Source organism: Paenibacillus thermoaerophilus, from assembly GCF_005938195.1.
GTDB lineage: Bacteria > Bacillota > Bacilli > Paenibacillales > Reconciliibacillaceae > Paenibacillus_W > Paenibacillus_W thermoaerophilus.
This window is the reverse complement of sequence record NZ_VCQZ01000018.1, coordinates 1-25,251: the sequence shown is the minus strand read 5'-3', so window position 1 is coordinate 25,251 and position 25,251 is coordinate 1. Positions and strand designations below refer to the sequence as shown.

24 protein-coding genes are annotated in these 25,251 nt (G+C 56.6%); 17 read left to right on the top strand and 7 right to left on the bottom strand.

The window, feature by feature from the left end; genetic code table 11:
• The first annotated feature begins 77 nt into the window (after positions 1-77).
• Positions 78-554 carry an AraC family transcriptional regulator gene (locus FE781_RS17825; protein WP_246068168.1) on the top strand — a complete coding sequence of 159 codons (477 nt, stop codon included), beginning with the start codon at positions 78-80 and terminating at the stop codon, positions 552-554.
• Here FE781_RS17825 and FE781_RS12780 read toward each other — a convergent pair.
• From FE781_RS12780 to FE781_RS12765, 4 genes are all read right to left on the bottom strand, one after another.
• Entirely contained in the window at positions 551-1,135 is a 585-nt protein-coding gene (locus tag FE781_RS12780; protein ID WP_138790021.1) for a GNAT family N-acetyltransferase, read from the bottom strand. The genes FE781_RS17825 and FE781_RS12780 overlap by 4 nt on opposite strands.
• A 127-nt stretch (positions 1,136-1,262) precedes the next feature.
• A complete protein-coding gene (locus tag FE781_RS12775) occupies positions 1,263-3,086 on the bottom strand; it encodes an ABC transporter substrate-binding protein (RefSeq protein WP_138790020.1) in 1,824 nt (607 codons plus the stop codon).
• Between the two features lie 77 nt (positions 3,087-3,163).
• Complete coding sequence (locus tag FE781_RS12770) at positions 3,164-4,672, bottom strand: ABC transporter permease (RefSeq protein ID WP_138790019.1); 1,509 nt, start codon at positions 4,670-4,672, stop codon at positions 3,164-3,166.
• A gap of 13 nt (positions 4,673-4,685) precedes the next feature.
• The gene (locus FE781_RS12765; protein ID WP_138790053.1) at positions 4,686-6,062 is read right to left on the bottom strand and encodes an ABC transporter permease; all 1,377 of its coding nucleotides are present in this window, start codon (positions 6,060-6,062) and stop codon (positions 4,686-4,688) included.
• A gap of 161 nt (positions 6,063-6,223) precedes the next feature.
• On the opposite strand from FE781_RS12765, the gene FE781_RS12760 reads away from it, so the two are divergent.
• The 8 genes from FE781_RS12760 (at position 6,224) to FE781_RS12725 (ending at position 13,846) form a co-directional block, all read left to right on the top strand.
• Positions 6,224-7,960: an ABC transporter ATP-binding protein gene (locus FE781_RS12760; RefSeq protein WP_138790018.1), complete on the top strand. Its 1,737-nt coding sequence runs from the start codon at positions 6,224-6,226 to the stop codon at positions 7,958-7,960.
• A gap of 152 nt (positions 7,961-8,112) precedes the next feature.
• Positions 8,113-8,610 (top strand): zinc ribbon domain-containing protein, encoded by a 498-nt coding sequence (locus tag FE781_RS12755; protein ID WP_138790017.1) that lies wholly within the window; start codon positions 8,113-8,115, stop codon positions 8,608-8,610.
• Positions 8,607-9,002 carry a hypothetical protein gene (locus FE781_RS12750; RefSeq protein ID WP_138790016.1) on the top strand — a complete coding sequence of 132 codons (396 nt, stop codon included), beginning with the start codon at positions 8,607-8,609 and terminating at the stop codon, positions 9,000-9,002. Before FE781_RS12755 ends, FE781_RS12750 begins: the two co-directional genes overlap by 4 nt.
• Positions 9,003-9,114: 112 nt before the next feature.
• A complete protein-coding gene (locus FE781_RS12745; protein WP_138790015.1) occupies positions 9,115-9,369 on the top strand; it encodes a hypothetical protein in 255 nt (84 codons plus the stop codon).
• Between the two features lie 15 nt (positions 9,370-9,384).
• Complete coding sequence (locus tag FE781_RS12740) at positions 9,385-10,113, top strand: hypothetical protein (RefSeq protein WP_138790014.1); 729 nt, start codon at positions 9,385-9,387, stop codon at positions 10,111-10,113.
• Positions 10,114-10,126: 13 nt separating this feature from the next.
• Positions 10,127-12,793, top strand: coding sequence for an alpha/beta fold hydrolase (locus tag FE781_RS12735; RefSeq protein WP_170209535.1), 2,667 nt, complete (start codon positions 10,127-10,129; stop codon positions 12,791-12,793).
• Positions 12,794-12,795: 2 nt separating this feature from the next.
• Positions 12,796-13,521 carry a hypothetical protein gene (locus FE781_RS12730; RefSeq protein ID WP_138790012.1) on the top strand — a complete coding sequence of 242 codons (726 nt, stop codon included), beginning with the start codon at positions 12,796-12,798 and terminating at the stop codon, positions 13,519-13,521.
• Between the two features lie 16 nt (positions 13,522-13,537).
• Entirely contained in the window at positions 13,538-13,846 is a 309-nt protein-coding gene (locus FE781_RS12725) for a hypothetical protein (RefSeq protein WP_138790011.1), read from the top strand.
• Positions 13,847-14,112: 266 nt separating this feature from the next.
• Here FE781_RS12725 and murQ read toward each other — a convergent pair whose 3' ends face one another.
• Both murQ and FE781_RS12715 read right to left on the bottom strand, forming a co-directional pair.
• Complete coding sequence (murQ, locus tag FE781_RS12720; RefSeq protein ID WP_138790010.1) at positions 14,113-15,039, bottom strand: N-acetylmuramic acid 6-phosphate etherase; 927 nt, start codon at positions 15,037-15,039, stop codon at positions 14,113-14,115.
• Between the two features lie 20 nt (positions 15,040-15,059).
• Positions 15,060-15,992, bottom strand: a complete 933-nt coding sequence (locus FE781_RS12715) for a BadF/BadG/BcrA/BcrD ATPase family protein (protein WP_138790009.1) — start codon at positions 15,990-15,992, stop codon at positions 15,060-15,062.
• Between the two features lie 283 nt (positions 15,993-16,275).
• On the opposite strand from FE781_RS12715, the gene FE781_RS12710 reads away from it, so the two are divergent.
• The 8 genes from FE781_RS12710 to FE781_RS12675 all read left to right on the top strand — a co-directional run bounded on the left by FE781_RS12710 (position 16,276) and on the right by FE781_RS12675 (position 24,563).
• A complete protein-coding gene (locus FE781_RS12710) occupies positions 16,276-17,112 on the top strand; it encodes a MurR/RpiR family transcriptional regulator (RefSeq protein ID WP_138790008.1) in 837 nt (278 codons plus the stop codon).
• A gap of 38 nt (positions 17,113-17,150) precedes the next feature.
• Positions 17,151-18,539 (top strand): ABC transporter substrate-binding protein, encoded by a 1,389-nt coding sequence (locus FE781_RS12705; protein WP_138790007.1) that lies wholly within the window; start codon positions 17,151-17,153, stop codon positions 18,537-18,539.
• A 75-nt stretch (positions 18,540-18,614) separates the two neighbouring features.
• Positions 18,615-19,493, top strand: coding sequence for a carbohydrate ABC transporter permease (locus tag FE781_RS12700; RefSeq protein WP_138790006.1), 879 nt, complete (start codon positions 18,615-18,617; stop codon positions 19,491-19,493).
• A 33-nt stretch (positions 19,494-19,526) separates the two neighbouring features.
• Positions 19,527-20,345: a carbohydrate ABC transporter permease gene (locus FE781_RS12695; RefSeq protein ID WP_138790052.1), complete on the top strand. Its 819-nt coding sequence runs from the start codon at positions 19,527-19,529 to the stop codon at positions 20,343-20,345.
• A gap of 16 nt (positions 20,346-20,361) precedes the next feature.
• Positions 20,362-21,474: an ABC transporter ATP-binding protein gene (locus FE781_RS12690; protein ID WP_138790005.1), complete on the top strand. Its 1,113-nt coding sequence runs from the start codon at positions 20,362-20,364 to the stop codon at positions 21,472-21,474.
• Positions 21,475-21,498: 24 nt separating this feature from the next.
• Positions 21,499-22,188: a hypothetical protein gene (locus FE781_RS12685; protein ID WP_138790004.1), complete on the top strand. Its 690-nt coding sequence runs from the start codon at positions 21,499-21,501 to the stop codon at positions 22,186-22,188.
• Entirely contained in the window at positions 22,188-23,357 is a 1,170-nt protein-coding gene (locus tag FE781_RS12680; protein ID WP_138790003.1) for an exo-beta-N-acetylmuramidase NamZ family protein, read from the top strand. The genes FE781_RS12685 and FE781_RS12680 overlap by 1 nt, the downstream gene beginning before the upstream one ends.
• 15 nt (positions 23,358-23,372) lie before the next feature.
• Positions 23,373-24,563: an anhydro-N-acetylmuramic acid kinase gene (locus FE781_RS12675; protein ID WP_138790002.1), complete on the top strand. Its 1,191-nt coding sequence runs from the start codon at positions 23,373-23,375 to the stop codon at positions 24,561-24,563.
• Positions 24,564-25,061: 498 nt separating this feature from the next.
• Here FE781_RS12675 and FE781_RS17640 read toward each other — a convergent pair.
• Positions 25,062-25,251: hypothetical protein (locus FE781_RS17640; protein ID WP_211346361.1), on the bottom strand; the 190-nt coding region annotated here is incomplete at its 5' end.

Genomic DNA, 25,251 nt, shown 5'->3' with positions numbered 1-25,251 from the left:
AGAAGCAAGAAGCATTATCCGATCCTCTCGGTTACGATGGAAGAAAGACGGGCAACTTTCTGAGGAGGATTTGGGATATGAACGTATCGGTTAAGGAGCTTCCCGAATACGAGGTGGCGTATGTCCGGCATGTGGGAAGTTACATGGACACCCATCAGGCATGGGCGAAATTGGAAATCTGGGCGAAAGAAAACGGTCTGTCGCCCGCCAATGCGTATTTTATCGGGATCTCTCTCGATGACCCGAATACGGTTGAGGAATGCGCTTGCCGTTATGATGCTTGCGTCACGATACCGGAAGGTTTCCCCCGGGAAAATCACGGAGAGATCCGGTTTCGGAAGCTGCCGGGGGGATGGTTTGCTTTATACCGGTTTTACGATACCGTCGACAAACTCGCCATCGCTTATCAAAGCCTGTTCGGCCAATGGCTGCCGAACAGCGGGTACGATGCCGACGACAGACCTTGCCTTGAATTTTGCATGAACGATCCCGCGAACGATGCGGAGGGGAAATGCAAGGTCGATCTGTACATCCCCATTAAGCGGAGAGCTTAGAATTCCGCGCCGCGGACTTTGGCGAACACCATCGTATCTCTTAACGCGCCTTCGGTATCACGCTCATGATTGCGAAGGATGCCTTCCAATGTGAATCCGAGACGTTCGGCTACCCGCGCGCTCCGCGTATTGCGCGAGTCGCACCGGATTTCGATCCGATTCGCTTGCAGCTCGTGTATGGCATAATTCGTAATAGCCTCCACCGCTTCGGTGATATACCCTTGGCGGCCATACGAGGTGCGTACCCAATACCCGATTTCAAATTTGCGGGTTTGCCAGTCGATCCGGTGTAGACCGCTGCTGCCGATGAATTGACCTGTTTCCTTCGATATGAGGAGCAGCCTCAGATCGGCGCGCTCCAGGAATCGCAATCGGGCCCGCCGGATGTCGAGTTCGGAATCTTCAACCGACGGGATCTGTTGGGCCCAAGGCATCCACGGACGCAATTGTTCGAGGCTCTCTTTAATCGCTTCGTTGACCGCCGCTCCGTCGCCCCATCGGGGAGCCCGGATCAGCAATCGCCTGCTTTCAAAGCTCTCCGGTATGGATAATAACATCGGCTCGACAGAAGGACTACCCATATTCCAAGCCCCCTACGAAAAATATTTCCAATGACTATAACACGAGACTTGTTCCCGCTTCAAGAGGAAATCAAAAAGAACCCCGAACGACTTAACGTCATTCGGGGTTCGATTATTCGCGCGAACTTTATTTATTCGCGCTTTCTTTGTATTTCTGCAAGAATTCCTTTACTTTTGCCGGATCGGCCTTCAGCTCATTGCCGGTTTTCACAAGCGGGCTGAGGGTCGAGAAGGCTTTGAGTTTATTGTTTTTGTAGAACTGCAGGATTTCGTCCTGGTTGATCGAGTAAAGCACAGCTTTTCTCAGATCCTCGCTCTTGGCGACTTCCCGATTTTTGGTGTTGAACAGCAGATAGGATACGGCGTTGCTCGGGATCGTTTGCAGCTTCAGCTTGCTGTCGCCTTTGACAATGTCGTACTTCGTTTCCGGAACGCCGTAGTACACATGAATCTCGCCGCTGCGCAGCGCGGAGAGCGCGCTGTCCGCATCCTTGATGAAGCGGACGGTAATTTTCGAGATTCTCGGCTCATGTTCGGTTCCCTTCATGTAGCCGGGGTTTTTGTAGAAGACAGCCTCATAGTCGTTTTTGTAAGCCAGAATATACGGACCGCTTGCATACAGCGTATTGTTGTATTTGTCGCCTTCGGTTACCGTGTTTTGGTCCCCGTACGGGATGTCTTTATTTTTGTCGAACGTTGCGACGTTATACGTATTGATTTTTTCGACTTGTTTCTTGGACACGATACCTGCCGATTGGTGCGCCAGGTAGTTCAGGACTTGCGGGAACGGCTCGGTTGTGGTCAGTTTGACCACTTGATATTTGCCTTCCTTGTTGTTGGCTTGATTTTTATCGGCAACCAGCGCGGAAATTTTCGTGTTCAGCCCTTTTTCCAGCGCTTCCTTGACGGTTCCGTTGCCGCCGGATTGCTTCACGGACTCCAGAGCTTGCAGGTCGGTTACGATCTCGACGTTTTTAATATGCTCATGCAGCGTGTACGTGCGGTGATCCGGTACGGAATTTTTGTCTTTCGCCCGCAGCAGGGAGAAGACAACGTCTTCCGCGCCTACGCGCTCGCCCGAATCAACGGCAAGCTTGTTCTCGACTTTGGCGAAGTTGATATCGTCGCGGAGAATGAAGTAGTATTCGGAGTTCCCCTCGGCGATGGTGTGGTTGAGCGACAGCGAGCCTTTGGACGTAATGACGTCGTCATCGGTCAGGTTGACCAGGCGAACGTACATATTCGTGTTCAGCATGTTGATGGACCCGTCGTTGCCTTTGATCGGGTCAAGCGACGTCAATGTGGAAGAAGCTTGCTGCAGAACCAGAGCCGTGTTGTCGCGCTTGGACTTGTCTACAAAATCAAGCTCTTCCCACGGCAGGGAACGGGACTTGGACAACCGGATCGATTTCTCGTCGACGACTTCCTTGTTGAACGCCTGGCTCTTCAACGAATTGTACAACGGTACGATATACGCTTTGTCGGTGACAAGGCGCTGTTCGAATTTTTTGTACGTCTCGACAAATTGATCGGGAGTTTGCGTCGCGGCTTCGTCGATCAGCTTGTCGATCTCCGGATCGGACAGAATGCTGTAGTCGCCGCCGGTTTTGAACAGGGAACGGACCGCATAGTCGGGGTTGCCGGTAACGGTCGTCCAGCTCGACAGAGCAATATCGAAGTTGCCCGCATCTTGTTGGGCCTTGAAGCTGCCGTAGTCGGGCTGAATGTTCAGCTTCACGTTAAAGCCGTTTTTGGTGAGCTGGTCCCGGATAATGTTGATGTCGGATTCGCCCGAGCTCATGCCCAGCAATTCGATCGTGATTCCGGATTGCTCGGCCGGTTGGGACGAGTCCGTGTTGTTCTCGGCGGCGTCTTTTTCCGTCTTCACGGAGCATGCGCTCATGGTGAGCATCAGAGCGAGCCCGAGGGTGAATAAAGAGCGTTTTTTCATTTCTCTCTCCTCCTAAGAATGATATTTATTTTTATGAGAAATCCGCAAAGGGACGGATCACCAGAGTTGGGTTGTTGTTAGTCCGTCTTCGGATCGAGCGCGTCCCGCAGCCCATCTCCCAGAAAGTTAAAGGACAAGACCAGCAGCATAATGGCGAGCCCCGGATAAATAGCCAGATAAGGATGGGACTCCAGGTATGTGCTTCCCAGCTTCAGAATGTTTCCCCACTCCGGAATATGAGGCTCCACGCCGAGTCCCAAGAAGCTCAGGCTGCTCGTGGAAATGACGGCGCTGCCGATCGTTAATGTCGATTTGACGATCATCGGCGCAAGCGAGTTGGGCACGATATGCTTGAATATAATGGGCAAGTTCCCGGCGCCGAACGCCCGCGCCGCTTCCACGAACTCGAAGGTGGACACTTGCAGGACATTGGCCCTCATGGTTCGGGCATAGGTCGGAATCGCCCCGACGCTAAGCGCCAGAATCAGGTTGACCGTGTTCGCGCCGAACGCGGCGATAATCGCGATGGCGAGCAGTATGCCCGGGATGGCGTACAGAATGTCCAGAAGCCGCATGATGATGTTGTCGGTGTGCCGGCCGTAATATCCGGAGATCGCGCCGAGTATGCCTCCGATCACCAGAGGAATGGCCGTGGAGATGACACCGACAATCAGCGAGATCCGGGCGCCGAACACGATTCTGGAAAACAGGCATCGGCCAAAGTTGTCCGTTCCGAACGGATACGCCAGGCTGGGGGATTGAAGGATCGCCCCGTAATTGTTGTTGATGGCCACGCTGTAGCTGAACGTAAAGTAGCTGCAAACGGATATGGAAAACAGAAAAACGATAAAGAACAAGCCCAACATCGATGTGGTGTTCCGCGTAAGCCGTTCCCATACGTCTTCCCATTTCGCCGTAGCCGGACTGCCGTGCTTGCGGATTTTGGCAAGCAGGTTCAGTCCGAGCAGCAGCGCAAACAAATTGCCGGTGACAGCGGTCAGCATGAGCGGATAGGCCAGAAACTTCATCCCCGAAGGAACGTGATGTCCCTTAACATGTTTCGACACAAGCAAAAAAGCGACAACGTGAAACACCGTGATCGCCAACAGAACGTACATCGATTCCAGAAACAAATTGGCGACATACGGCTTGAACAAATTCAACGCCGATACCGCAATGACAAACAGCCCGGTAAGCACCGTATATACGGCGAGCGTATATTCGGGAGTTTTCTGTTTTTTGATCAGGTTGAAGGCGGCCGTGACCACGAACAGATTGGCCGTCAATATACCGAGCAGTTGCACATATCCCAAAGCTCTTGTCGAGTTCCTGATATAACCGTGAGCCAGAATATCTTTACGGATCATTGCCGTTATGGCGATTTGCAGAACTGTAAAAATCGCATAAGCCAAAAACGCGGCGAAAACATAGGAACGAACGGTCTTGTCCGTGAAATCGTAACTGTTGAACAACAGGATCGCAGACAAGATCAAGGATACAATCCAAGCGAAGTTGGCTTGACTGTACTCCTGTGAAGCTTTAAGCTTGTACTGGGTTTCCTGTTTGGCAGCATACGTCGTTGTCATGATGGCACCCGCTTTAGTATTGTTTCAACTTCGATCGGATTCTGGGGTCGAAAAATGCGTATAAAATGTCGACCACAACATTGACGATCGAAATGGTGATCGCCGTATACACGACACCGCCCATGATGGCGGGAATATCCGGGATAAATTGCTTGTCTACGATATAGCTGCCGATCCCGCTGATGTTAAAAACTTTTTCCGTCACGGATGCGCCGCCCAGCATACCGCCGAACTGCAGGCCGATGACGGTGATGATCGGAATGATCGCATTGCGCACGGCATGCTTCAGCAGCACTTGTCTCCGGCTCAGACCTTTCGCTCTGGCGGTCATCATATAATCTTCGTTGATAACCTCCAAAGTGGAGGACCTCGTCATTCTGGCTACGGCGGCCGTTAAGCCCGTGCCCAGCACGACAACCGGCATGATGATGGACAGCCAGTTTTGCGGACTGTAGGTCGCCGGCAACCAGTGGAGCTTGATCGAGAACGTCAATATGAAAATAAGGCCTTGCCAAAAGTTCGGAATCGACAAGCCGACCAGAGCGATAAACATAAACGTATAATCGAAGAACGAATTGCGTTTAACGGCGGAGACGATCCCGATCGGCAATGCGATCGCCATAGCCAGAAGCAGCGAGATAACCGCCAGCGTCAGCGTGATCGGGAACTTCCTGGCGATGGTCGACGTAATCTCCTCGTTCCCGGAGAACGATTTGCCCAGATCGAAGGTGAAAATACCTTTGATGTTGTTCCACAGTTGAACGATATAGGACTGATCAAGTCCGTACATTTTGTTGAACGCGGCGATCTGCTCGTTCGTCGCGGTTTCGCCCAGGATGTTGGCGGCCGGATCAAAGGGCGACAGATACAAAATCGTAAAGACGATAACGGCCACGCCAAAAATGACGAACACGCTCATGACGAGTCTTTCGAAAATGTATTTCAGGTACGGATTGCTATAGAGAAACAGCAGCACATACATGAGCAATCCGGGGATAAACGATACGATCAAAAACAACGGATGCTCGATAAGCGACTTGAAGGTGTCGGCGAAGCTCAATCTTTTCAGTTGGCCTTGCTGCAGCTTCTGTTCGGTTCGCTCGATGACTGCTGCGCGAAACTGCGCTTCCGTCAACTTTTCGACTTGCCGGTCCAGCTCCCGCTGACTGACCTGCTGGCCGAAGAAACGGTGCTTTCGCAGCAGTTGCTCCTTTAATTCCGCCCGAAGTTCTTCCTTATAATTGGAAGCGATCAGTTCAAGTTTGGTTTTGGCCAATTCGGACGAGTACGAATCCGTTCTTCTCTTGTATAAATACACGAGCCATACAACGAGATGAACGGGAGCCCCCAATAATAGAATCAGATATCTGTACGGAGGATACAAGAACATTTTGCTGTAGGCTCTGCTGATGATGGCTGTCAAATCGAACTTTCTGGCTGCTTCCGTCCCCACAACGTTCTCCTCCCGGGTTGTTTAAATTGCATAAATCCGATCAGTATTGTATATTTTATTTTAGCATCTTTTTAAAGTCAATAGCAGGTGAGAGAAAAATGGAGCCCATTCTACAAGTAAAAAATTTGTCCGTATCCTTTCAATCCCGCGGTGAAGAAGTCCGGGCCGTGCGCGGCGTAAGCTTCGATATAAAAAAGGGAGAGACGTTGGGAATTGTAGGCGAATCGGGAAGCGGCAAGAGCGTGACTGCCCGGTCCATTATGCGATTGCTCCCTTCTCCACCTTCATTTCTTAAAGAAGGAGAAATTATTTTCCTGGGCGAGAACCTGGCTCACAAAACCGAGAAAGAAATGGAAAACATCCGGGGCCGGGACATCGGCATGATTTTCCAGGACCCGATGACTTCTCTCAACCCTACGATTAAAATCGGGAAGCAAATATCGGAGAGCTTGATCAAGCATCAGGGATTGTCCAAGAAAGAAGCGGAAAAGCAAGCGATCGACATGCTGAAATTGGTCGGCATCCGAAACAGCGAAGCCCGTTACCATCAATACCCGCACGAGTTCTCCGGCGGCATGCGGCAGCGGGTGATGATTGCCATGGCGCTGGCTTGCCGTCCGGCCTTGCTGATTGCGGACGAACCGACGACGGCGCTTGACGTGACGATTCAGGCCCAGATTCTGAATCTGATGAAAAATATGCAGCAGCGGTTCGGGACTTCCATTATTTTGATCACGCACGACCTCGGCGTTGTGGCCGGCATGTGCGACCGCGTTGTCGTCATGAAGGACGGAGAAATCGTAGAGACGGGAACGACGGAAGAGATTTTTGAGAATCCCCGGCATCCGTATACGCTCAAACTGTTAAACGCGCTGCCGCGTCTGGACGAGAAAAAGAAACCGAAGCCGGCGCCGCTTGTATGGACCAAGCCGGACGACCGGCCGTTTATCGAAGTCCGGTCGCTTAAGAAGTATTTTGACCTGGGAAAAGGGAACATCCTCAAAGCGGTGAACGGCGTCAGCTTCCACATCAACAAAGGTGAGACGCTCGGCGTCGTAGGCGAATCCGGCTGCGGCAAGTCGACGACGGGACGGACGATCTTGCGGCTGCACGAGCCGACCGGCGGAGAGGTGCTGTACGAGGGGATGTCGGTTAACCGGTTGTCCTCGAGAGAGATGAAGATCATGCGCCGTTACATGCAAATGATCTTCCAGGACCCTTACGCGTCGCTTAATCCCCGGATGAAGGTTCTGGATATTATCGGCGAAGCCCTTGATGTCCAAAAACTGACGGCGAGCAAGCAGGAACGGAAGAAGCGGGTCGAGGAATTGCTCGATATGGTTGGGCTGGACCCGTCCTTCGCCATGCGTTATCCGCACGAGTTCTCCGGCGGGCAGCGCCAGCGGATCGGAATCGCCCGCGCTCTTGCGGTCGACCCCAAATTTATTGTGTGCGACGAGCCTCTATCCGCTCTCGACGTCTCGATTCAGTCGCAGGTCGTCAAGCTGCTCGAAGAGCTGCAGCACCGGCTCGGTCTGACTTACCTGTTCATCGCGCACGATCTGTCCATGGTCAAGCATATCAGCGACCGCGTAGCCGTGATGTATATGGGGAAAATTGTCGAGCTGGCCGAAAGCGAAGAGCTGTATTCCAATCCGCAGCACGAATACACGAAGACGTTGTTGGCCGCTATTCCGGTTCCCGATCCGCGGATCGAGTCGAAAAAGAAAAGAGTGCTGATGGACGAGCAGACGGAAGGCGACAAGTACAATCTGGAAAACTCGGAACTTGTCGAAGTGTCCAAAGGACATTGGGTGGCCCTTCCCGTTAAGTGATCCCCGCATAAGCGGCACGTCGAATAAGGATCTTCCGGTTCAACGGGCGATCCTTTTTTTATTCGGCAAAAAAGCTTGAATTTCATGTTGATTCTGATATGATGAAAAATGATTTTCGGGTAACAGTTTAAGCGCCAGATGGGGGAAGAGGAATGAGCCTTTTTAAGAAGATCAAAGAAAGTGCTCTCAGCGCGGCTGACAAAGCCCAGCAAACGGTTGAAATCACAAGGATCCATGCCCAGATTTCCGGTAAAGAAAAGGAAATCGCGAATCTGTACCAGCAGCTAGGCAAACGGGTCTTCGATGCTTATGTTACGGGGGACCTGCAGTCCGCCGAACCGAATATCGCCGAATATTCCGGAAAAGTCATTGAAATTCAGAAAGAAATCGAGGTTTTAAAACAAAAAATCAGAGAAATTAAAAATGAAAAGCAGTGTGAATGCGGCACTACGGTACCGGCGGATGCGCTTTTCTGTTCTTCCTGCGGCCGCAAATTGGAGACGCCGGCGAAGGAACCGCAATCGAATGTCGAAGGCGCGGATGATCCGGCTCTTTGCGCGGTTTGCAAGAACCCGCTGGAGGCGGGAGCCAAATTTTGCGTTCATTGCGGAACCTCGCAGGCTGCGGCGAAAGAAGGGATCGGCGAATGAAGCAATTTGCAAACGTCATCCGCGAATATACCATTTGGGTGAGATCGTTCCGTATCGTCAATGTGCTGCTGCCGTATCATTTGTACATATTGTTCGGCGGTTTGGGCGTCCTGTTGTTGAATGACATTTTAATCCAATTGGATGCATCTATTTCGCTTCTATACCCGATCGGGCATTATTCGTTTCTTGCCGGCATATTCCTGACGCTCGCGGCCGAACATAAAAAATACCTTCCCTATGCGCTGTGGGGCTATGTGTTTTACGTGTTGTTTCCGTTTAAAAGCTTCTCGTTGTATCAAATCATCGAATCCGTTATTTATATCGCGGCCGGCTATCATTTTATGAAATTCGAGGCTGCCGAATGGTCCAACAACCACAGCTTGAATTCGTAACATCATACTTGGAAAAATCCGATTTTCATCATGTGCATCTACAGCATCTGTAGGTGCACATTCGATTATGGGTCTGTTTCCAAAATCCAGCGCATATCAGGCGGAGGCTGTCATGATCTGTCCAAACTGTTCGTCATCGCAAGAAAACGGAACCTATTGCTCCCAGTGCGGCACGCTTCTGCGGGAGAAAGAACCGGAGTCTGCGCTGCAAGCGGACGTGTCCGCGCCATCGGCGGAACAGCCGCAGCCGGCGCAGGCGCTGCCCGATCCGGAATATTCTGCGCCCTTTGTCAGCCTGCATACAGCCGTCTATATGGGCCTGGCCGTATTGCTGTTCGGATACGCCTGCGTACATTTCTGGAGCTAAGGAGACTGTAAGCATATGTGGCATCGCATCGCGTCTATCACGGTTTTTTTCGTTTTGCTCGCCGGCGCTTTTGTCTTCTTTCAAGTGGAGAAGCGTTCGGCCGTATCGGCCCAAAACCATACGCCCGGCGAAAGCGAGCTGAAGCGGCAGCTCGAACAGCAATACGACGAATGGTGGAAAAATAAAGAAGATGTCGTCGAAAGCAGATTGACCTATCAGACAAAAATCGCCGTCGTTCATGTCGGAGAAATAAACACCGACCTTCTGTACGGCAGACGGGTGGGCGATCTTGGGGAACGGCTAGCCACGTTTAATCCGGAAACGAAGTCCATGTACTATTATTCGGAAGACCATATCCCGCAAAAAGACGACAATCTGGTGGTCGTGCAAGATATTCATTCGCTGGACGTGTTGGTTAAAGAAAACATTTACCGGACCAAAGACCAGGCCCGGATCGGCTTTACGCCTTTCGAACAACCGGATTCGGATTCCGAAGCTCCCGATTATTTCTTCGTTAACGAAGCCCGATTGTTTAACGGCCAAACGATGATCGCCTCCCTGCTGAACGACAACGGCGATATCCAGGTGGAATTCGATCAGCAAGTGAAGCGGTTGGCTCCCGGCGAAAAAGCGGTATTCGAAAAATCGGCCGAAAAGGACCGTCTGAAAATCCGCTCCAAAGTCGTGGTCACCAATTACGGCATGTGGGATTCCGTCAATATGAAATATGTCGTCAATCGCTAACACGGAGGTTTCCATGAAACGTTTGATCTCGATGTTCATGGCCATGTTGATGTTGATCGGTCCGGTTCGATTGCCGGAAGCCCGCGCGGAGATCGTCCCTTACCGCACGGTCGAACCGATTCCCATTTTGTTCGTTCACGGGTACAGCGACAACGGAAAATCGTGGACGGAATCGGAATTTTATCATTACGTGCAGACGCTTGGTTCGACAGTGGTCAGCGTCGACTATGGCGAATACAGCAAAAACGATATCACCGCCGATAAAATCGACGAAATTTATACCGAGGCCATCCGGAAATTGCCGCCGGGAAAATTTGATGTCGTGGCCCACAGCATGGGCGGCTTGTTAACCCGCTATTATTTGTTGAAGCATCCGGAAGTTCGGAACAAAGTGCGCCGGGTGATTTTTATCGGAACGCCGAATCACGGCTCTCCCGCCGCTTTCTTGAACCGCATCTCGGATATGATCGACGATCCGGAAGACTACTGGCCGGAGGGAAGGAACGATCCGGGCGTAAAACAATATCAATACCTGTATAAAGAGTACTTGGATCAAATGTTCGACTCTTACGACGGAGGGTTGATCGGAAAAACGCCGTTCGAAGAGTGGCTGAATGAAAAGCATCCGGAGGTCATCCGGAAAATCAAGGACGCGCAGTTTACGGAAGCGGGCCAAAACCTGACCGATCTGGGGACGCGCGTGTTGTCCGGAGGAGAAAATTATCGTTACAGCGAAGCGTTTAACGAATATGCCAAGTTGATCGCCGGCCGCGCGTACGAACGCGAGTACCGCGCTATGCTGTACGGAAGCTTGTGGGCCGTCCAAGCGGACGACTCGGTTTCCGATAAGCAGCAAATGATTGACAGAAGCCTGATCGACGAGGGAACCAAAGTCAAAGAAGGCACGAAGTCTTGCGAGTGGTGGTCGCTGTGGTTGTACTGCAAGGGCGAAGACAACACCGCGAAAAATATCGTCCAGGACCGTCTCCTGTACGAACGATTCGACTTGTTGCATTACGTCGATCAAGACGGGAAAGAAAAAGTCCGCGAGAGCGTCATTGCGAATCTGCTGCTGCATCGGCTGTGGCTGGACGAATCTTTTTACCGCCATATGGCCAATCTCCGCAACGAATACTTCCCGCAATACATTACGATCGCAACCGTCGACGACCCCGGGCACAAGATGGGGCGGTGGACCGTCGACCTGTTTATCAAAAATCTCAACACCTGGCCGAACGAAGACCACGATTCCGTCGTGCCGCTGAGCAGCGTGAAGCTGACCAATTGGATCGATAAAGAGTCAAGTTTTCTCGACCGGAATGTGCAAATCCTGCCGGACATGCGAATGTCCAAAGACAAGGACACCCAGAAAAAGCGGGGGCGCTACATCGCCCACTCCGATCAGATGAAGGCGACGGACGAATTGCGGGAGGAATACGAGAACCCGCTGACAGGCGTAAACGACGAGGACCTGGTCTTGACGATAGACCCGAATTCCCGAGGAGCGTCCAAAACGGGGAAAGTGGTTGTCGTCAGACCGAACAACGAATCGCTGGGCCTCGAATACAAACTGAAAATCCAATCTCCGGTAAAAGCGGAGGTCCGGATCATGGAGCGGGACGAATACCAGACCTGGGAACGCATGAATCCCGTGAATTTGATGAGGGGCGACTATTCCGGCTATCAGGGAGAGTATTCGATCAAGACCGGCGAAAAAATCAGAGATTACGTAATTGTCGCGTCCGCTCCGGTAGAGGTTACGTACGAGGCCGACGGGGACGCCGGGATCGGCGCTTACCCGTATTACGTTCAGACGCTGGAATCCACGATCGATGGAAATAAAGCCGTTCAAACCTTCCGGGTCATTCAGCGGTCGGACGATCGGATGATGGGCGGATTCGGCGCAAAAGACTTCATCTTCAAGCTGAACGGCAAGCCCATCCGGAACGCCCGGTTAAGCGTGAAGAAACAGACGATCCGTTCGGTCTCCAACGTTCTGCTTGCGCTGGACTACTCCAATAGCATGAACGGCCTTCCCAAGTTTCTGTCGATGGCGAGCGCGGAGGATTTTATTACAAGGCTGAAAGGCAAGACGGAGGCACAGGTAGGGGTCTTGGGATTTACCGATCAGATCAGGATTTTATCGGGTTTGACCGATCAGTATGAGCAGGCCGGCAAAAGCGTGTATGTCAATCTGAGCGGCGGCACCGCCTTGTACGATGCGGTTGTGGCCGGAGCCAACATGCTGTCGGGAGCACGCGGCAAAAAGTCGATGCTGCTGATGACGGACGGCAAAAATGAAAGCGGCCGTGCGAAATTGGACGAAGCGATTCAAGCGGCCCAAAACGCGGACGTGTCCCTGAATGTGATCGGCCTGGGCAATGTCAATATGGACGTGCTTCAGCGAATGGCGAGCTCGACAGGCGGGAAGCTGATGTATACGTACGCTCCGGAAGAACTCGCCGGGTTGTACAATACGGTGATGGAAGAAGAGGATTATATCTATACGCTTCAATTCGATCCGGATTGGAACGAGAATCAGGTTCTGACGATCGAGATGACGCAAAACCGTTCGAACGCCGCCGAAGCCGAATTCAAGTTCAGGGATATTGCGGAGTTTATTGCCGGCTTTACGTCCAAGGCCAAAAAGTTGTGGAATGATCTGAAGGAGGCGTACTAGTCTTGCGGATATCCGTTTCCGATCCGAATCCGGCGCTTGCGCCGGCCGAAAAACCGGCGCCGGCCCTGCTGCGATGGGTATCCGCCGACGCCGTGTGGGTTTCCGTGATGGCGTCTGTCGCGCTGTACTTCCTGGATACGCAGTGGGCGAATACGGTATTATTCGGATACTTGTTGGTGCTGGCGCCTCGCCATAAGACGTTTTGGCCGGCGCTCGCCACCTTGGCCATTTTTACGATTCTCGGGTTCCATGCGGCTCACCGGTTCGATTGGGACAAAGCGAACGATTGGCTGATCGGCCACGTTGTCCCCGTGTTCGCCGTGATGGCGCTGGTCCGCTTGAACCAACAGGACGCCGTATTCCGCAAAGTCCGCGCCGCATGGACCGCGATCAACCGAAAGGCCAGACTGCACTGGATTCCAGGCTCGATCTTGACCGGGACTTTGGTCAGCTTGCTCGTTCGGGATCATTTTTGGATTTACGGCGGTCTGATCGTCATCCTTGGCATGCTGACGGCGTTCCCGAACAATAGACAAAAATGGCGGTCCGGCTTGCTCATGATTACGGTTCACGTGCTCTTGATCCACTTGTTTCTCGACCACGGACTCGTCCACATCAAGCTGGACCCCGTAACGTACATCTCTTCCAATTGGGGAACCGTCGTGTCGCCTTATCTGGCGATGCTGGCCATGCTCTACGGTACAGCCAAGCGGAACCCCATCTCGTGAGACGGGGAGGCGGAACATGACCGAAAAATTGCGCCAAGTGTTTTACCGCGTCGGAAATGTCGTCATTATCTGCGCGTCCCCGATCTTCGCGTTGTTTCTGTTGGTCGGCCTCTTGTTTAACCCGACGGATGCGGCCACGGATACGGCCGGGCCGGTCCTGTTCGCGGTCGGTTATACGGCATTCGTCATCTGCTTTTACAAGTTTCTGAGAAGGCCGATGCCGGGCAGCAAGCTTCAGGTTTTCTTTGTTTACTTGCTCTCCGGATTTATTCTCGTTCTTAGTGCGGCCGTATTGAATATATTGCGTCTGATGATCGCGGATTGACCGGAGGGATAAAGACCGGAGGCGTATCGTTGTCCGATAGCCTCCGGTCTTGATGCGTTTCGCCCGAGGTGACCCGCATGGTGGTGACGTCCGGCGGATGCGGCGAGAAGAAATGGCGTTGCGTTTGTCGAAAGCTCCCGGAACCGGCGAAAATGCGGCCGCAGCGAGAAAAAGCGAGGTTGCAGCGCGACCGTAACGCCGTTCGATCCATGCAGCGAGAAGAAACGTGCTTGCGGCAAGAGCTGCGGCTTGGCCGGGCGGGGGCGTTACGTTGACGAGCCGTTGTCCCCGAGCTGCAGCGCCCGATTGACGAAGCCGCCCGCCGCCTCCAGCCGGGCCCGGGCTTCTTCGGCGGAGACGCCGGCCAGAAGCATGACGATCGCCGTCTTCGCCTGCTGGTCCGAGTCGCGGAACGCCTTCTCGATCTCTTCGTCGGAAGCTCCGGTGGCCAGAGAGATGATCCGCTTCGCGCGGAACACGAGCTTCTCGTTGGAAGGGTTCAGGTCCACCATCAGGTTTTGATAGACTTTGCCGATGCGCACCATGGCGGCGGTCGACAGCATGTTCAGGATCATCTTCTGCGCGGTTCCCGCCTTCATGCGGGTCGAGCCGAGGATGACCTCGGGGCCGACGACCGCTTCGAGGCAGAGATCGGCATATTGGCGCATCGGCGTGTCCTCGTTGTTGCACAGCCCGATCACGTAGGCGCCGTTAAGCCGGGCTTGCTGCATGGCGCCGAGGACGTAAGGCGTCCGGCCGCTGGCGGCGATGCCGACGACGGTGTCGCCCTGGCGCACGCCCGCCTCGTTAATGTCGGCCGCGCCGTTCTGCGAGCTGTCCTCGGCCCCCTCGATCGGGTCCTTGATCGCGCGGAAGCCGCCCGCGATCATGCCTTGCACCATGGACGGATCGGTCCCGAAGGTAGGCGGGCATTCGGACGCGTCCAGAATGCCGAGCCGGCCGCTGGTGCCGGCCCCGACGTAGAACAGCCGGCCTCCCTGCCGGAAGGAATCGACGATCCGGTCGACGGCTTGGGCGATCTGCGGAATGATCCGCCGCACGGCTCCGGCGACCTTGGCGTCCTCCTCGTTGATGAGACTGACGATCTGCTCCGTCGGAAGCTGGTCGATCCGCATGCTGTCGGGATTTTGCTGCTCGGTGGTCAGATGGTTCAGAAGCTCATGAGAGATCATGTATAATACCTGCCTTGTGGTCAAAGTAAACGCAGAGCCAGCAGCGCGGCGCCTTCCGCCGGGGATCTGGATGATTGCGGGAGCGCGATCCGCAACTGCGGGTAGACGGCCGCGAGCTTCCGTGCGAACGCGGAGCGGAACAGCTCCGAGCGCTGAAACACGGACCCCGCCAGCACGACCTCCAGGCTCGGCAGCGCGGGGTCTTTGCGCAGCAGCGCAAGCGCCGTGTCGCCCAGCTTCTCCGCCTCTTCCCCGACGATGCGCGCCGCTTCGGCGTCTCCCGCCTCCGCCGCGCGCACGCACAGCTCGCAGAACGCCGCGATGTCGGACTTGGACGTGTCCTTCCGGTATACGTATTGCTTCAACTCGGCGGGCGACGCATACCCGCGTTCGCTCAGAATCATGGGGAGCAGCTCCGTGTCCGCGACGCCGTCGAAGCTTCGCATCGCCGCCTGCAGGGCGCGCAAGCCGATGGCGTAGCCGCTGCCTTCGTCGCCGAGCAGATGGCCCCATCCGCCGGCGCGGTAGGTTGACCCGTCGGGTGTCAGCGCTTTCGCGATCGAACCCGTGCCCGAGATGACAAGAACGCCGTACGGCCGGCCCAATGCAGCCATCAACGTGATCTCCGCCTCGGACAAAATGTGCACGGGCATATCTCCGAATCCTCTCTCGCGCAGGGCGGGCAGCAGCGGGCGCAGGACGCCTTGCTTCTCCCGCTCCGAGTCCACGCCGGCCATGCCGATGCACAAGCCGGCCGGGCTCATGCCCGCGAGCTCCGGGGCGCGGGACAGCTCCTCCATCAGTCTGACGATCTCCCGCACGGCCGCCTCGACCGAGACGGAGTAGGGGTTGGTGGAAAACCCCCAGGCTTTGGCCAACGGTAGCCCTTGCGGGGAGAGGGCCGCCAGCTCCGTCTTGGTTCCGCCGCCATCCATGCCGATAACATATCGCATAACGGACCTCCAATCGGATTTGACTTTGAGTATAAGCGATGAAAGTTAGAATGTAAAACAAAATTTTAATTCACCAAAAAACTTGTTGAAATATTGGTTCATCGCCCATATAATAAACGCAACCGGCCTCCACAAAAGGTTGGCGTGCGGCTCCGGCGGATGCCGGTCCGCGGCGCCGGCAGGCTCGCGCATACGGCATCTGCCGGGTTCGCGGCCTTGCGGAGTCCGACTGTTAGGCGTATCGGAGGGGTTCATTTATGACCGGGGAAAGGGGTTGGGAGATTTGAAGGGCGGTTTAATCCGGTTGCGCGAAGCGATCGATCAGCTTAGTCCGTCCGAGCGCAAGGTTGCCGATTACATCATGCAGAATCCGGCGGAGATGATCACGCTGTCCGTTGCGCAACTGGCTGCCCGCAGCGGTTCCAGTCAGGCCGCCATCATCCGAATGTGCAAATCTTTAGGCATCGGCAGCTATCAGGAGCTGAAGCTGAAGGTCGCCGGTGATCTTCGGGACATGGAATCGACCGGCTATCAGGACATCAAGCCGGGCGAGACGATCGCAGGCATCATCCAGACGGTGAGCAACAACAACATTCAATCGATCAGGGACACGGTCAACATTTTGGACGCGAACATGGTCGAGCAGGCCGTTCTGGCGCTGGACCGGGCGAAGCGCATTTTCTTCTTCGGCGTCGGCGCATCCAATCTGATCGCGATGGACGCTCAGCAGAAGTTTCTCCGGATCAACAAGACGAGCATGTCGTTCTCCGACATCCACGTTCAGCTCACCACGGCGGTGACGATGACGGAGGAAGACGTCGCGGTCGGCATCTCGTATTCGGGGGAGACGAAGGAAGTGATCCGCGCGCTGTCCATCGCCAAGGAGCAGGGCTGCCGCACGATCAGCATCACCAAATACGGCGAAAACACGCTCAGCAAACGGGCGGATATCCCCTTGTACACGTCGTCCACGGATTATCCGATCCGCAGCGGCGCGATGGCCTCCAGGATTACGCAGCTCAATCTGGTGGATATTCTCTACCTGGGCGTGGCCAGCCGGAATTACGAGAAGACGGTTTCGTATCTGGAAAAAACGCGACAGGCCATCAAAAACCTATAGAAGGACGGCCTGATCATTCATGGGAGGTTTTATCCGGTATGAAGAAAAGCTTGCTCCTGACTTCCGCATCGCTGCTTCTGGTCATGACCGCTTGCAGCAACGGTTCCTCGGACAACAGCAGCTCGGCCAGCCCCAGCCCCGGCTCCAGCGCCAAAGCGGAAGCGAAGCCGGATACGGTCAAGGTCTGGACGTATCCGGTGCACGCCACATACGAGGACGATTTGAAAGCGCTAATCGCCGATTTTAACAAGCAATACCCGCACATCAAGGTGGAATACGAGATGCTCTCCTGGGCGGAGGGGCCGAAGAAATTCGACGTCGCCCTCAACTCGGGCAATCCGCCGGACCTGTATTTCCACAGCGTGGACGGCCAATACGTCGCGACCGGTCTGGCGATTGAGCTGGACAAATATCTCACGCCGGAGATTAAAGAGGATTATTTGCCGGGCACGCTGGAGCTCGGCCAGATTCAGGGCAAGCAATATGGGCTTCCGATATACCAGTACCAATGGGCATGGGGCGGCAACAAGCGGCTGCTGGAGGAAGCGGGCATCGATTGGCAAAAGATTCAGAAGCAGGGATGGACGTGGAGCGAGTTCCTCGCTGCCGCGGAGAAGCTGACCAAGAAGCGTCCGGACGGCAGCACGCAGTATGCGCTGACGACCGACGGCAACGGCGCGAACAACGACTTTATCGAGCTGCTGACGAAAAACGCCGGCATCCCGGACGTGCTGGACAAGGACGGCAACTTCCAGTTGGGCGACCAGCGCGTGCTGAAGACGATGCAGTTCATCAAGACGCTGCTGGATAAGGGGTATATGCCGAAGGAAACGGCGGCGCTGGACGCGAAAAAGCGGACGGATATGTTCTACGCCGGCCAGACGGCGATTCTCTCCAAGGCGATTCCCTACTATGACGTCACGATCCAGAACCGCAACAAAGACATCGACGCCGGCAAAATTCAAGGGGAGAAGATCGATTTCGTCCTGTTGCCCGTTCCCCATGCGGACGACGCGAAACCGGGCACGGTCATGGGCGGCGAAGGCTATGTCGCCTTCCGTCAGAAGAAGGATCAAGGGGAGGAGCACGCGAGAAACACGTTCCTCGTAATGGAGGCGCTCAGCGGCGCCAAAGCCGGCAATTCCGCCAACGAGCTGTGTCTGCCGTTCGTGCGCAAGTCGCAGCAGAAGGAATTCGAGGGCAAAGGCAAAGCGAACCCGGTCAATCTCGAAGCGGCCAACATCATGGCGGCCAACCGCGTCAATCCGGTCGTGCTGAGTCTCGACGTGACGAAAGCCGACAAGATGAAGCAGTTTAAAGAGCAGGTGCTGAAGCCGAATATGCAGGCGCTGTACGCGGGAGAGAAGACCCCGGAGGCGATTGCGGAGACGTTCAAAACCGAAGGGAAAAAGTTTTTCGGGCAATAAAAGCGGCAATGCGCGAGGCTCCCCCGGAGGAGCCTCGCGTTGTTTGGACTATGCGCGTCAGGAGGGATCCCGCCTATGGCGGCAAGATGGATCAGGGAATACGGGTGGGCGTATCTGTTTATTTTGGCGCCGGTCCTGCTGTTCCTGACTTTTACGTTATATCCCGTCGTCCAGGCCTTTTTGATGAGTTTCCAGCATTACGACATTCTGGATTCCACCTGGGTGGGACTGGATAACTACACGCGGATGGTGCAGGACGACATCTTCTGGAAGTCCATGAAGAACACGGTGATTTTCACCGTCGCCACCGTTCCCGTCAATATCGGCATCACGTTTGCGCTGGCGTTTCTGATCTCCAAGATGCGGCAGTCGCACCAGACGTTCTACAAAGCGGCCCTGTATCTGCCCGCAGTCGCATCCGGGGTGACGATGTCCATCGTGTGGATGAAAATGTTCGATCCGACCGCCGGCGGGCTGCTGAACCAGTTCCTGGGATGGTTCGGCATCGAGCCGGTCATCTGGCTGGGCAAGAGCAGCACGGCGCTGTTCTCCATCATCCTGATGAACTGGCTCAGCTCGCACGGTTCGGGCATCATCCTGTACCTGGCCGCGATGGGGGGCATTCCGAAGTCGCTGTACGAGGCCGCCGATATCGACCATGCGAGCCCGTGGACCAAGTTCGCCCGCATCACTTGGCCGCTGCTCAAGCCGACGACGCTGTATTTGCTTGTCACCGGCGTCATCACGTCGTTCCAGGTGTTTATCGCCATTTATCTCATGACGCAGGGCGGTCCGAACTTCGCCACGACGACCATCGCATATTTGATCTATGAAACCGCATTCAAATTTTACGATTTCGGTCTCGCTTCTGCCCAATCGTTCGTCCTGGCGGGCATTATCGTCATCGTGGCGGTTATTCAATTCAAAGCGTTCTCGAGCGACATCGAGTACTAGGAGGGGATTGCCTTGGCAGCTCGGACCCGCGCCATGACGCTGTTTTTTGCCATCGCCATACCCATCTTGCTGTTCTGGGTATTTATCACGATTCTGCCTTTGTATTGGATGGTGGTCGGTTCGGTGCAGGACAGCTCCATCTCCGCCACCTATCAGCCGAAGCTCATTCCCGATCCGTGGTCTCTGGCGCCCTTGGCGCGCTTCTTCGACAAAACATCGGCTTGGCGCTGGCTGTTCAACTCCCTGTTCGTGTCCAGCGTCCTGACGGTGACCAACGTATTTCTGGCCTCGCTGGCCGGGTACGCTTTTGCCAAACTGAAATTTCCGGGGCGGAGCAGCATCTTCTGGGTGCTGCTGACCACGATGATGATTCCTTCGCAGGTGACGCTGATCCCGTTGTATATTCTCGTGATTAACGTCTTCGACATCGGCAATACCTATACGGCGATCCTGCTGCCGTCGATCGTCACCGTAGGCAATATTTTTCTGATGAAGCAGTACATGTCGACGCTGCCTTCCTCGCTGATCGCGGCCGCGCGCATCGACGCCTGCAGCGAATTCGGCATCTTCTGGAAGGTCATTCTGCCGATGGCGAAGCCCGGTCTGGCCGTTCTGGCGATCTTCACGTTTGTCGCTTCCTGGAACGACTTCTTCTGGCCGCTCTTGGTGACCAATTCGGACAGCATGCGCACGGTCCAGGTGGGACTCGCTTCCTTCGTGTTCGCGGATTCGACGGACTACGGCGCCATTATGGCGGGAGCGACAGTCGGGTCCCTGCCGATGATTGTGTTGTTCTTCTCCCTGCAGAAATACTTCTTGCAAGGCATTACGATCGGCGCGGTAAAAGGATAGGAGGAGCGAGAGCACGATGGCACGCGTAGCATTTCAGAACGTCTCGAAAGTGTTCGTGGACGAGAAAAGAGGAACGTTCACCGCCGTCAAAGGATCGAGTTTCGAGATCGAGGACAAGGAGTTCGTCGTTTTCGTCGGCCCGTCGGGCTGCGGCAAGACGACTTCGCTGCGGATGATCGCCGGTCTGGAGCGGCAGACGAGCGGGGACATCTACATCGGGGACCGGCTGGTGAACGACCTGCATCCGAAGGATCGGGACATCGCGATGGTGTTCCAGGATTACGCGCTGTACCCGCATATGACGATCTACGAGAACTTGTCCTTCGGGCTGCGCAACTTGAAGAAACCGAAGGATTACATCCGGGAGAAGGTCATGCAGGCCGCCTCCATCCTGGGGCTGGAGCACATGCTGGAGCGCAAGCCCCGCGAGCTGTCCGGCGGACAGCGCCAGCGGGTGGCCGTGGGCCGGGCGATCGTGCGCGACCCGCAGGTGTTCCTGTTCGACGAGCCGCTGTCCAATCTGGACGCGAAGCTGCGCGTCCAGATGCGCGTGGAGCTCGCCGAGCTGCACAAGCGGCTGGAGGCGACGATCGTCTACGTGACGCACGACCAGGTGGAAGCGATGACGCTGGGTGAACGCATCGTCGTCATGCATGAAGGCGACATCCAGCAGATTGCTTCGCCGAAGGAGCTGTACGCCCGTCCGGCCAATATGTTCGTCGCCGGTTTCATCGGCTCGCCGGCGATGAACTTCATGGACGCCGACGTGCAGGGGAACCGCGTGTACGTGGACGGGGCGGAATGGACGGTGACGGATGCGGCCGCGAAGGCGCTGCAGCCTTACGACGGCAAGCGGGTCGTGCTGGGCATCCGGCCGGAGCACCTGTACGGCGAAGATTTCACGCTGCATGTGCCGCATGACAACAAGTTGACGCGGAACGTGCAGATCGTGGAGCATCTCGGCGCCGAGAATCTGGCTTACTTCCGCATGGGCGACCGCATGGTGACGGCCAAGTTGCATCCGGAGACGCACGTATACGTCGGACAGGCGAAGACGTTTGTCGTCGATATGGGCAAAGCTCATTTCTTCGACCCGCAGACGCAGCGGCGTATTTCCCTGGAAATTTAAATCGACAGAAAGGAGCCGGTGTCGATGCGCAAGTTAAGCGAAATTGTCGTCCGGGCGGGATCGCAGATCTATCACGAGCTGATCCGGATCGTGCTGTTCAGCCTGGCGAGCTCGGCAGTGCTGGTCCCGCTGGTGATGTTCGTGCCCGTGCCGATTGCGGCCGTTCTGCTGCCGCTGCTGTATTTCCCCGCGCTGTACGGGGTGCTGGCCGCCTTCCACCGCAAAGCGGAAGGGCAGCCGTGGGGGCTGCAGACCGTATGGCGGGAGGCGCTGCGGGGATTCGCGCCGGCCGCCGCGTTCGGGGCGTTGTGCGTGGCGCTGCTGGCCATCCTCTATATCTCGTGGTGGTATTACGGCGGCCAAGACAACCTGATGTACACGATGTTCGCCGTGTTCCAGACGTACTTCATCGCCATGGCGCTGACGTCGCAGCTCTACACGCTGCCGCTGGTCATCGGCAGGAACATGGGCATCGGCCGCGCGATCGCCGGCAGCGTGACGCTGTTTTTCCGCCATCCGCTCTATACGGCGGGCGCTTGCTTCCAGTTGCTCGTCGTCACGGCGGCGCTGGGCGCGACGGTCGTCGGCTTTGCGGTGCTGTGGGCGGGTATGGCCGGCTGCTTCATTCATATGGCGGCGCGTAATGTGCTGGAGTCCGAGGAGAAGCGCGCTGCGGAGGGGCCGTCGTCCGAGTCGATGGCCGATTTCGGCTGATGGGCCGCGCCCGGACGGGGCTGGAGCTGCTGCGGGACGAGGGCGGCTTCGGCCAGAAGCTGAAGGGCGGCCGGATCGGCCTCGTGACGAATCCGACCGGCATCACAGCGGATTTCCGCACGTCGGTGTCGGTGTGCGCCGAGCTGCCGGGCGTGCGGCTGACGACGCTGTTCGCCTGTGAGCACGGCCTGTACGGCGAGAAGCAGGCGGGCGTGCGCTTCGAGGACGGCACGGACGCGGAGACCGGCCTGCCCGTGCGCAGCCTCTATGGCCGGCACAAGAAGCCGACGCCGGAGATGCTGGCTGAGGTGGATGCCGTGCTGTTCGATATGCAGGACATCGGAGTCCGCTTCTACACGTATCTCAGCACGCTGCTGTATGTGATGCAGGCCTGCGCCGAGAACGGCAAGCGCCTCGTCGTGCTCGACCGGCCGAATCCGCTGGGCGGCCTGCGGGCGGAAGGCGGCCTGCTGCGGCCGGGGTACGAATCGATGGTCGGCGCATGGCGCATGCCGATCCGCACGGGCCTGACGATCGGCGAGACGGCGGCGATGGCGAACGGGCTGCTCGGGCTCGGCTGCGAGCTGGACGTGGTCCCGCTGTCCGGCTGGAGCCGGGAGATGGATTACGCGGCCACGGGCCTGCCGTGGATCATGCCGTCCCCGAACATGCCGACGCTCGATACGGTTCGCGTCTACCCGGGAACCTGCCTGCTTGAAGGTACGAACCTGTCGGAGGGGCGGGGCACGACGCGTCCGTTCGAATGGTTCGGGGCTCCCTGGCTGGACGGACACCGGACGGCGGAGGCGCTGAACGCGCGGAAGCTGCCCGGCGTTCATTTTCACCCCGTGTACGCGACCCCGGCTTTCTCCAAGCATGCGGGCGAGCTGTGCGGCGGCGTGCGCCTGTTCGTGACCGATGCCGCCGCGTTCGAGCCCGTGCGGGCAGGGCTATACATTCTGCATACGGTGGCGAGCCTCTATCCGGAGCGGTTCGAGTGGCTGCCGCCGTTTCGGGAAGGGATGAAGCCGTTTGTCGACCTGCTGGCCGGCGGCGACGAGGTCCGGCACGCGGTCGGCGACGAGGTTCGGCTGCGGGAGCTGCTGGTCCGGTGGGAGGAGGAGGCGCGGCAGTGGCAGGAGCTGCGAAGGGACTATCTGTTGTATTGAAAGGGAGCGGCGGCTATGATTGGAGATTACGCGGCGAAGCCTGAGAAGCTGGTGATCGGGCTCATGTCGGGCACGTCGCTGGACGGCGTCGACGCCGCCGTCGTGCGCATCGCCGGCTTCGGCCCGGACACGAAGGCGGACCTCGTCCGCTTCTACAGCCGGCCCTATGACGACATCCTGCGGGAACGGCTGAAGCGGCTGTGCACCCGGGAGCATTCGGACGTCTCGCAGGTGTGCGCCATGAATTTCTATATGGCGGAGTTATTCGCGGATGCGGCGCGCGAAGCGGCGTCGGAAGCGGGAATCAGCCTCGCCGACATCGATCTCGTCGCGTCGCACGGCCAGACGGTGTGGCATATTCCCGCGGACGATCCCGCGGATGAGTTCGGGCCCCGGTCGACGCTGCAGATCGGCGACCTGTCGGTGCTCGCCAAGTTGACCGGCCGGCTGACGGTGGGCGATTTCCGCCCGGCGGATATAGCTGTGGGGGGACAGGGGGCGCCGCTCACGCCGTACGGCGACTACATCCTGTTCCGCAGCGAGACCGTGGGCCGGGTCGTGCAGAACGTCGGCGGCATCGGCAACTGCGCGGTATTGCCGGCGGGCGGGGGACCGGAGAGCGTGTTCGCGTTCGACACCGGCCCCGGCAACATGCTGATCGACCAAGTGGTCTACAGCTTGTCGGAGGGGCGGCTGATCTACGACGAAGGCGGCCGCTGGGCCCGGGAAGGCCGGGCGGACGAAGCGCTGCTGGGCGAGCTGATGCGCCACCCTTACTTCTCGCAGGAGCCGCCCAAGACGACGGGCCGGGAGCTTTTCGGTCCGGCGTATGCCCGGGCGTTTATGGACCGGGCGCGGGAGCAGGGACTGGGCGACGCCGATATCGTCGCGACGGCGACGGCGTTTACGGCGCGGACGATCGCCCGCGGCTACCGGGACTTCGTGTTCCCGCGCTGCGCGGTCGGGGAAGTGATCATCACGGGAGGCGGCGCGCACAACCGGACGCTGCTGGAGATGTTAAGCGGCCTGCTGCCGGAGCAGCGGGTGACGAACTCCCGTGCGCTGGGGTACGACGACGACGCCAAGGAGGCGATGATCTTCGCCATCCTGGGCAACGATTTTATGCACGGGATCGCGAACAATCTGCCTTCCGCGACCGGGGCGTCCAGACCGACGGTGATGGGGAAGCTGGCGCTGCCTTGGTGATGGGAGAGATGACAGATTATGCACGGGAACGCGAACAATCTGTCTTCCGCGAGCGGGGCGTCCAGGCCGACGGTAATGAGGAAGCTGGCGTTGCCTTGATTGACGCTGCGGAATCGCGGAAACGGGTGGCGGACCGGAACTGGTCAATCCTGCGAGGGAGTACGGAGGACGCAGTCCGCTCCCGACGGTCGAGCGGTCCGCACGGAAGCGGTCTGCCGGCATGCGAATCGGCAGGGAGCGGCCGCGGAACGGACATGGACGGCGGCAGGAAAGCTCTCGCTATTGCGCTCCGCCGGGAAAAACGGCATCTTGTCCTTGTTCAAGGACAGAGGTGCCGTTTGTTGTTACGGTTTTTGCTGCCGGGTGTTGGCGTTTCGGGGGAGCGCTTGGTCTCCGGCTCCCACTCTCCGCCTTCGCGCCCCGTGCGCGGCTCCCGCCCGAGGCCGTTAACAATATAAACTATCGTTAACCCCGCCGAATGGCGGGTCCCGGTCCTCGTTAGCGATACGAAATATCGTTAACGATGGAATTTGCGAGCGTAACCAAGCGGATCTGATTATTTAGTTGCTCCTGAAAAAGTCGATTTTCAAAAATAGTTTCGGGTTGCTGGCTGGGTTGTGAGGGGGAACTTTCCCTAATGATCGGTTTCCATGTTAGTTTTGGAGCATTTTTGCCGCTCTTTGCAGGT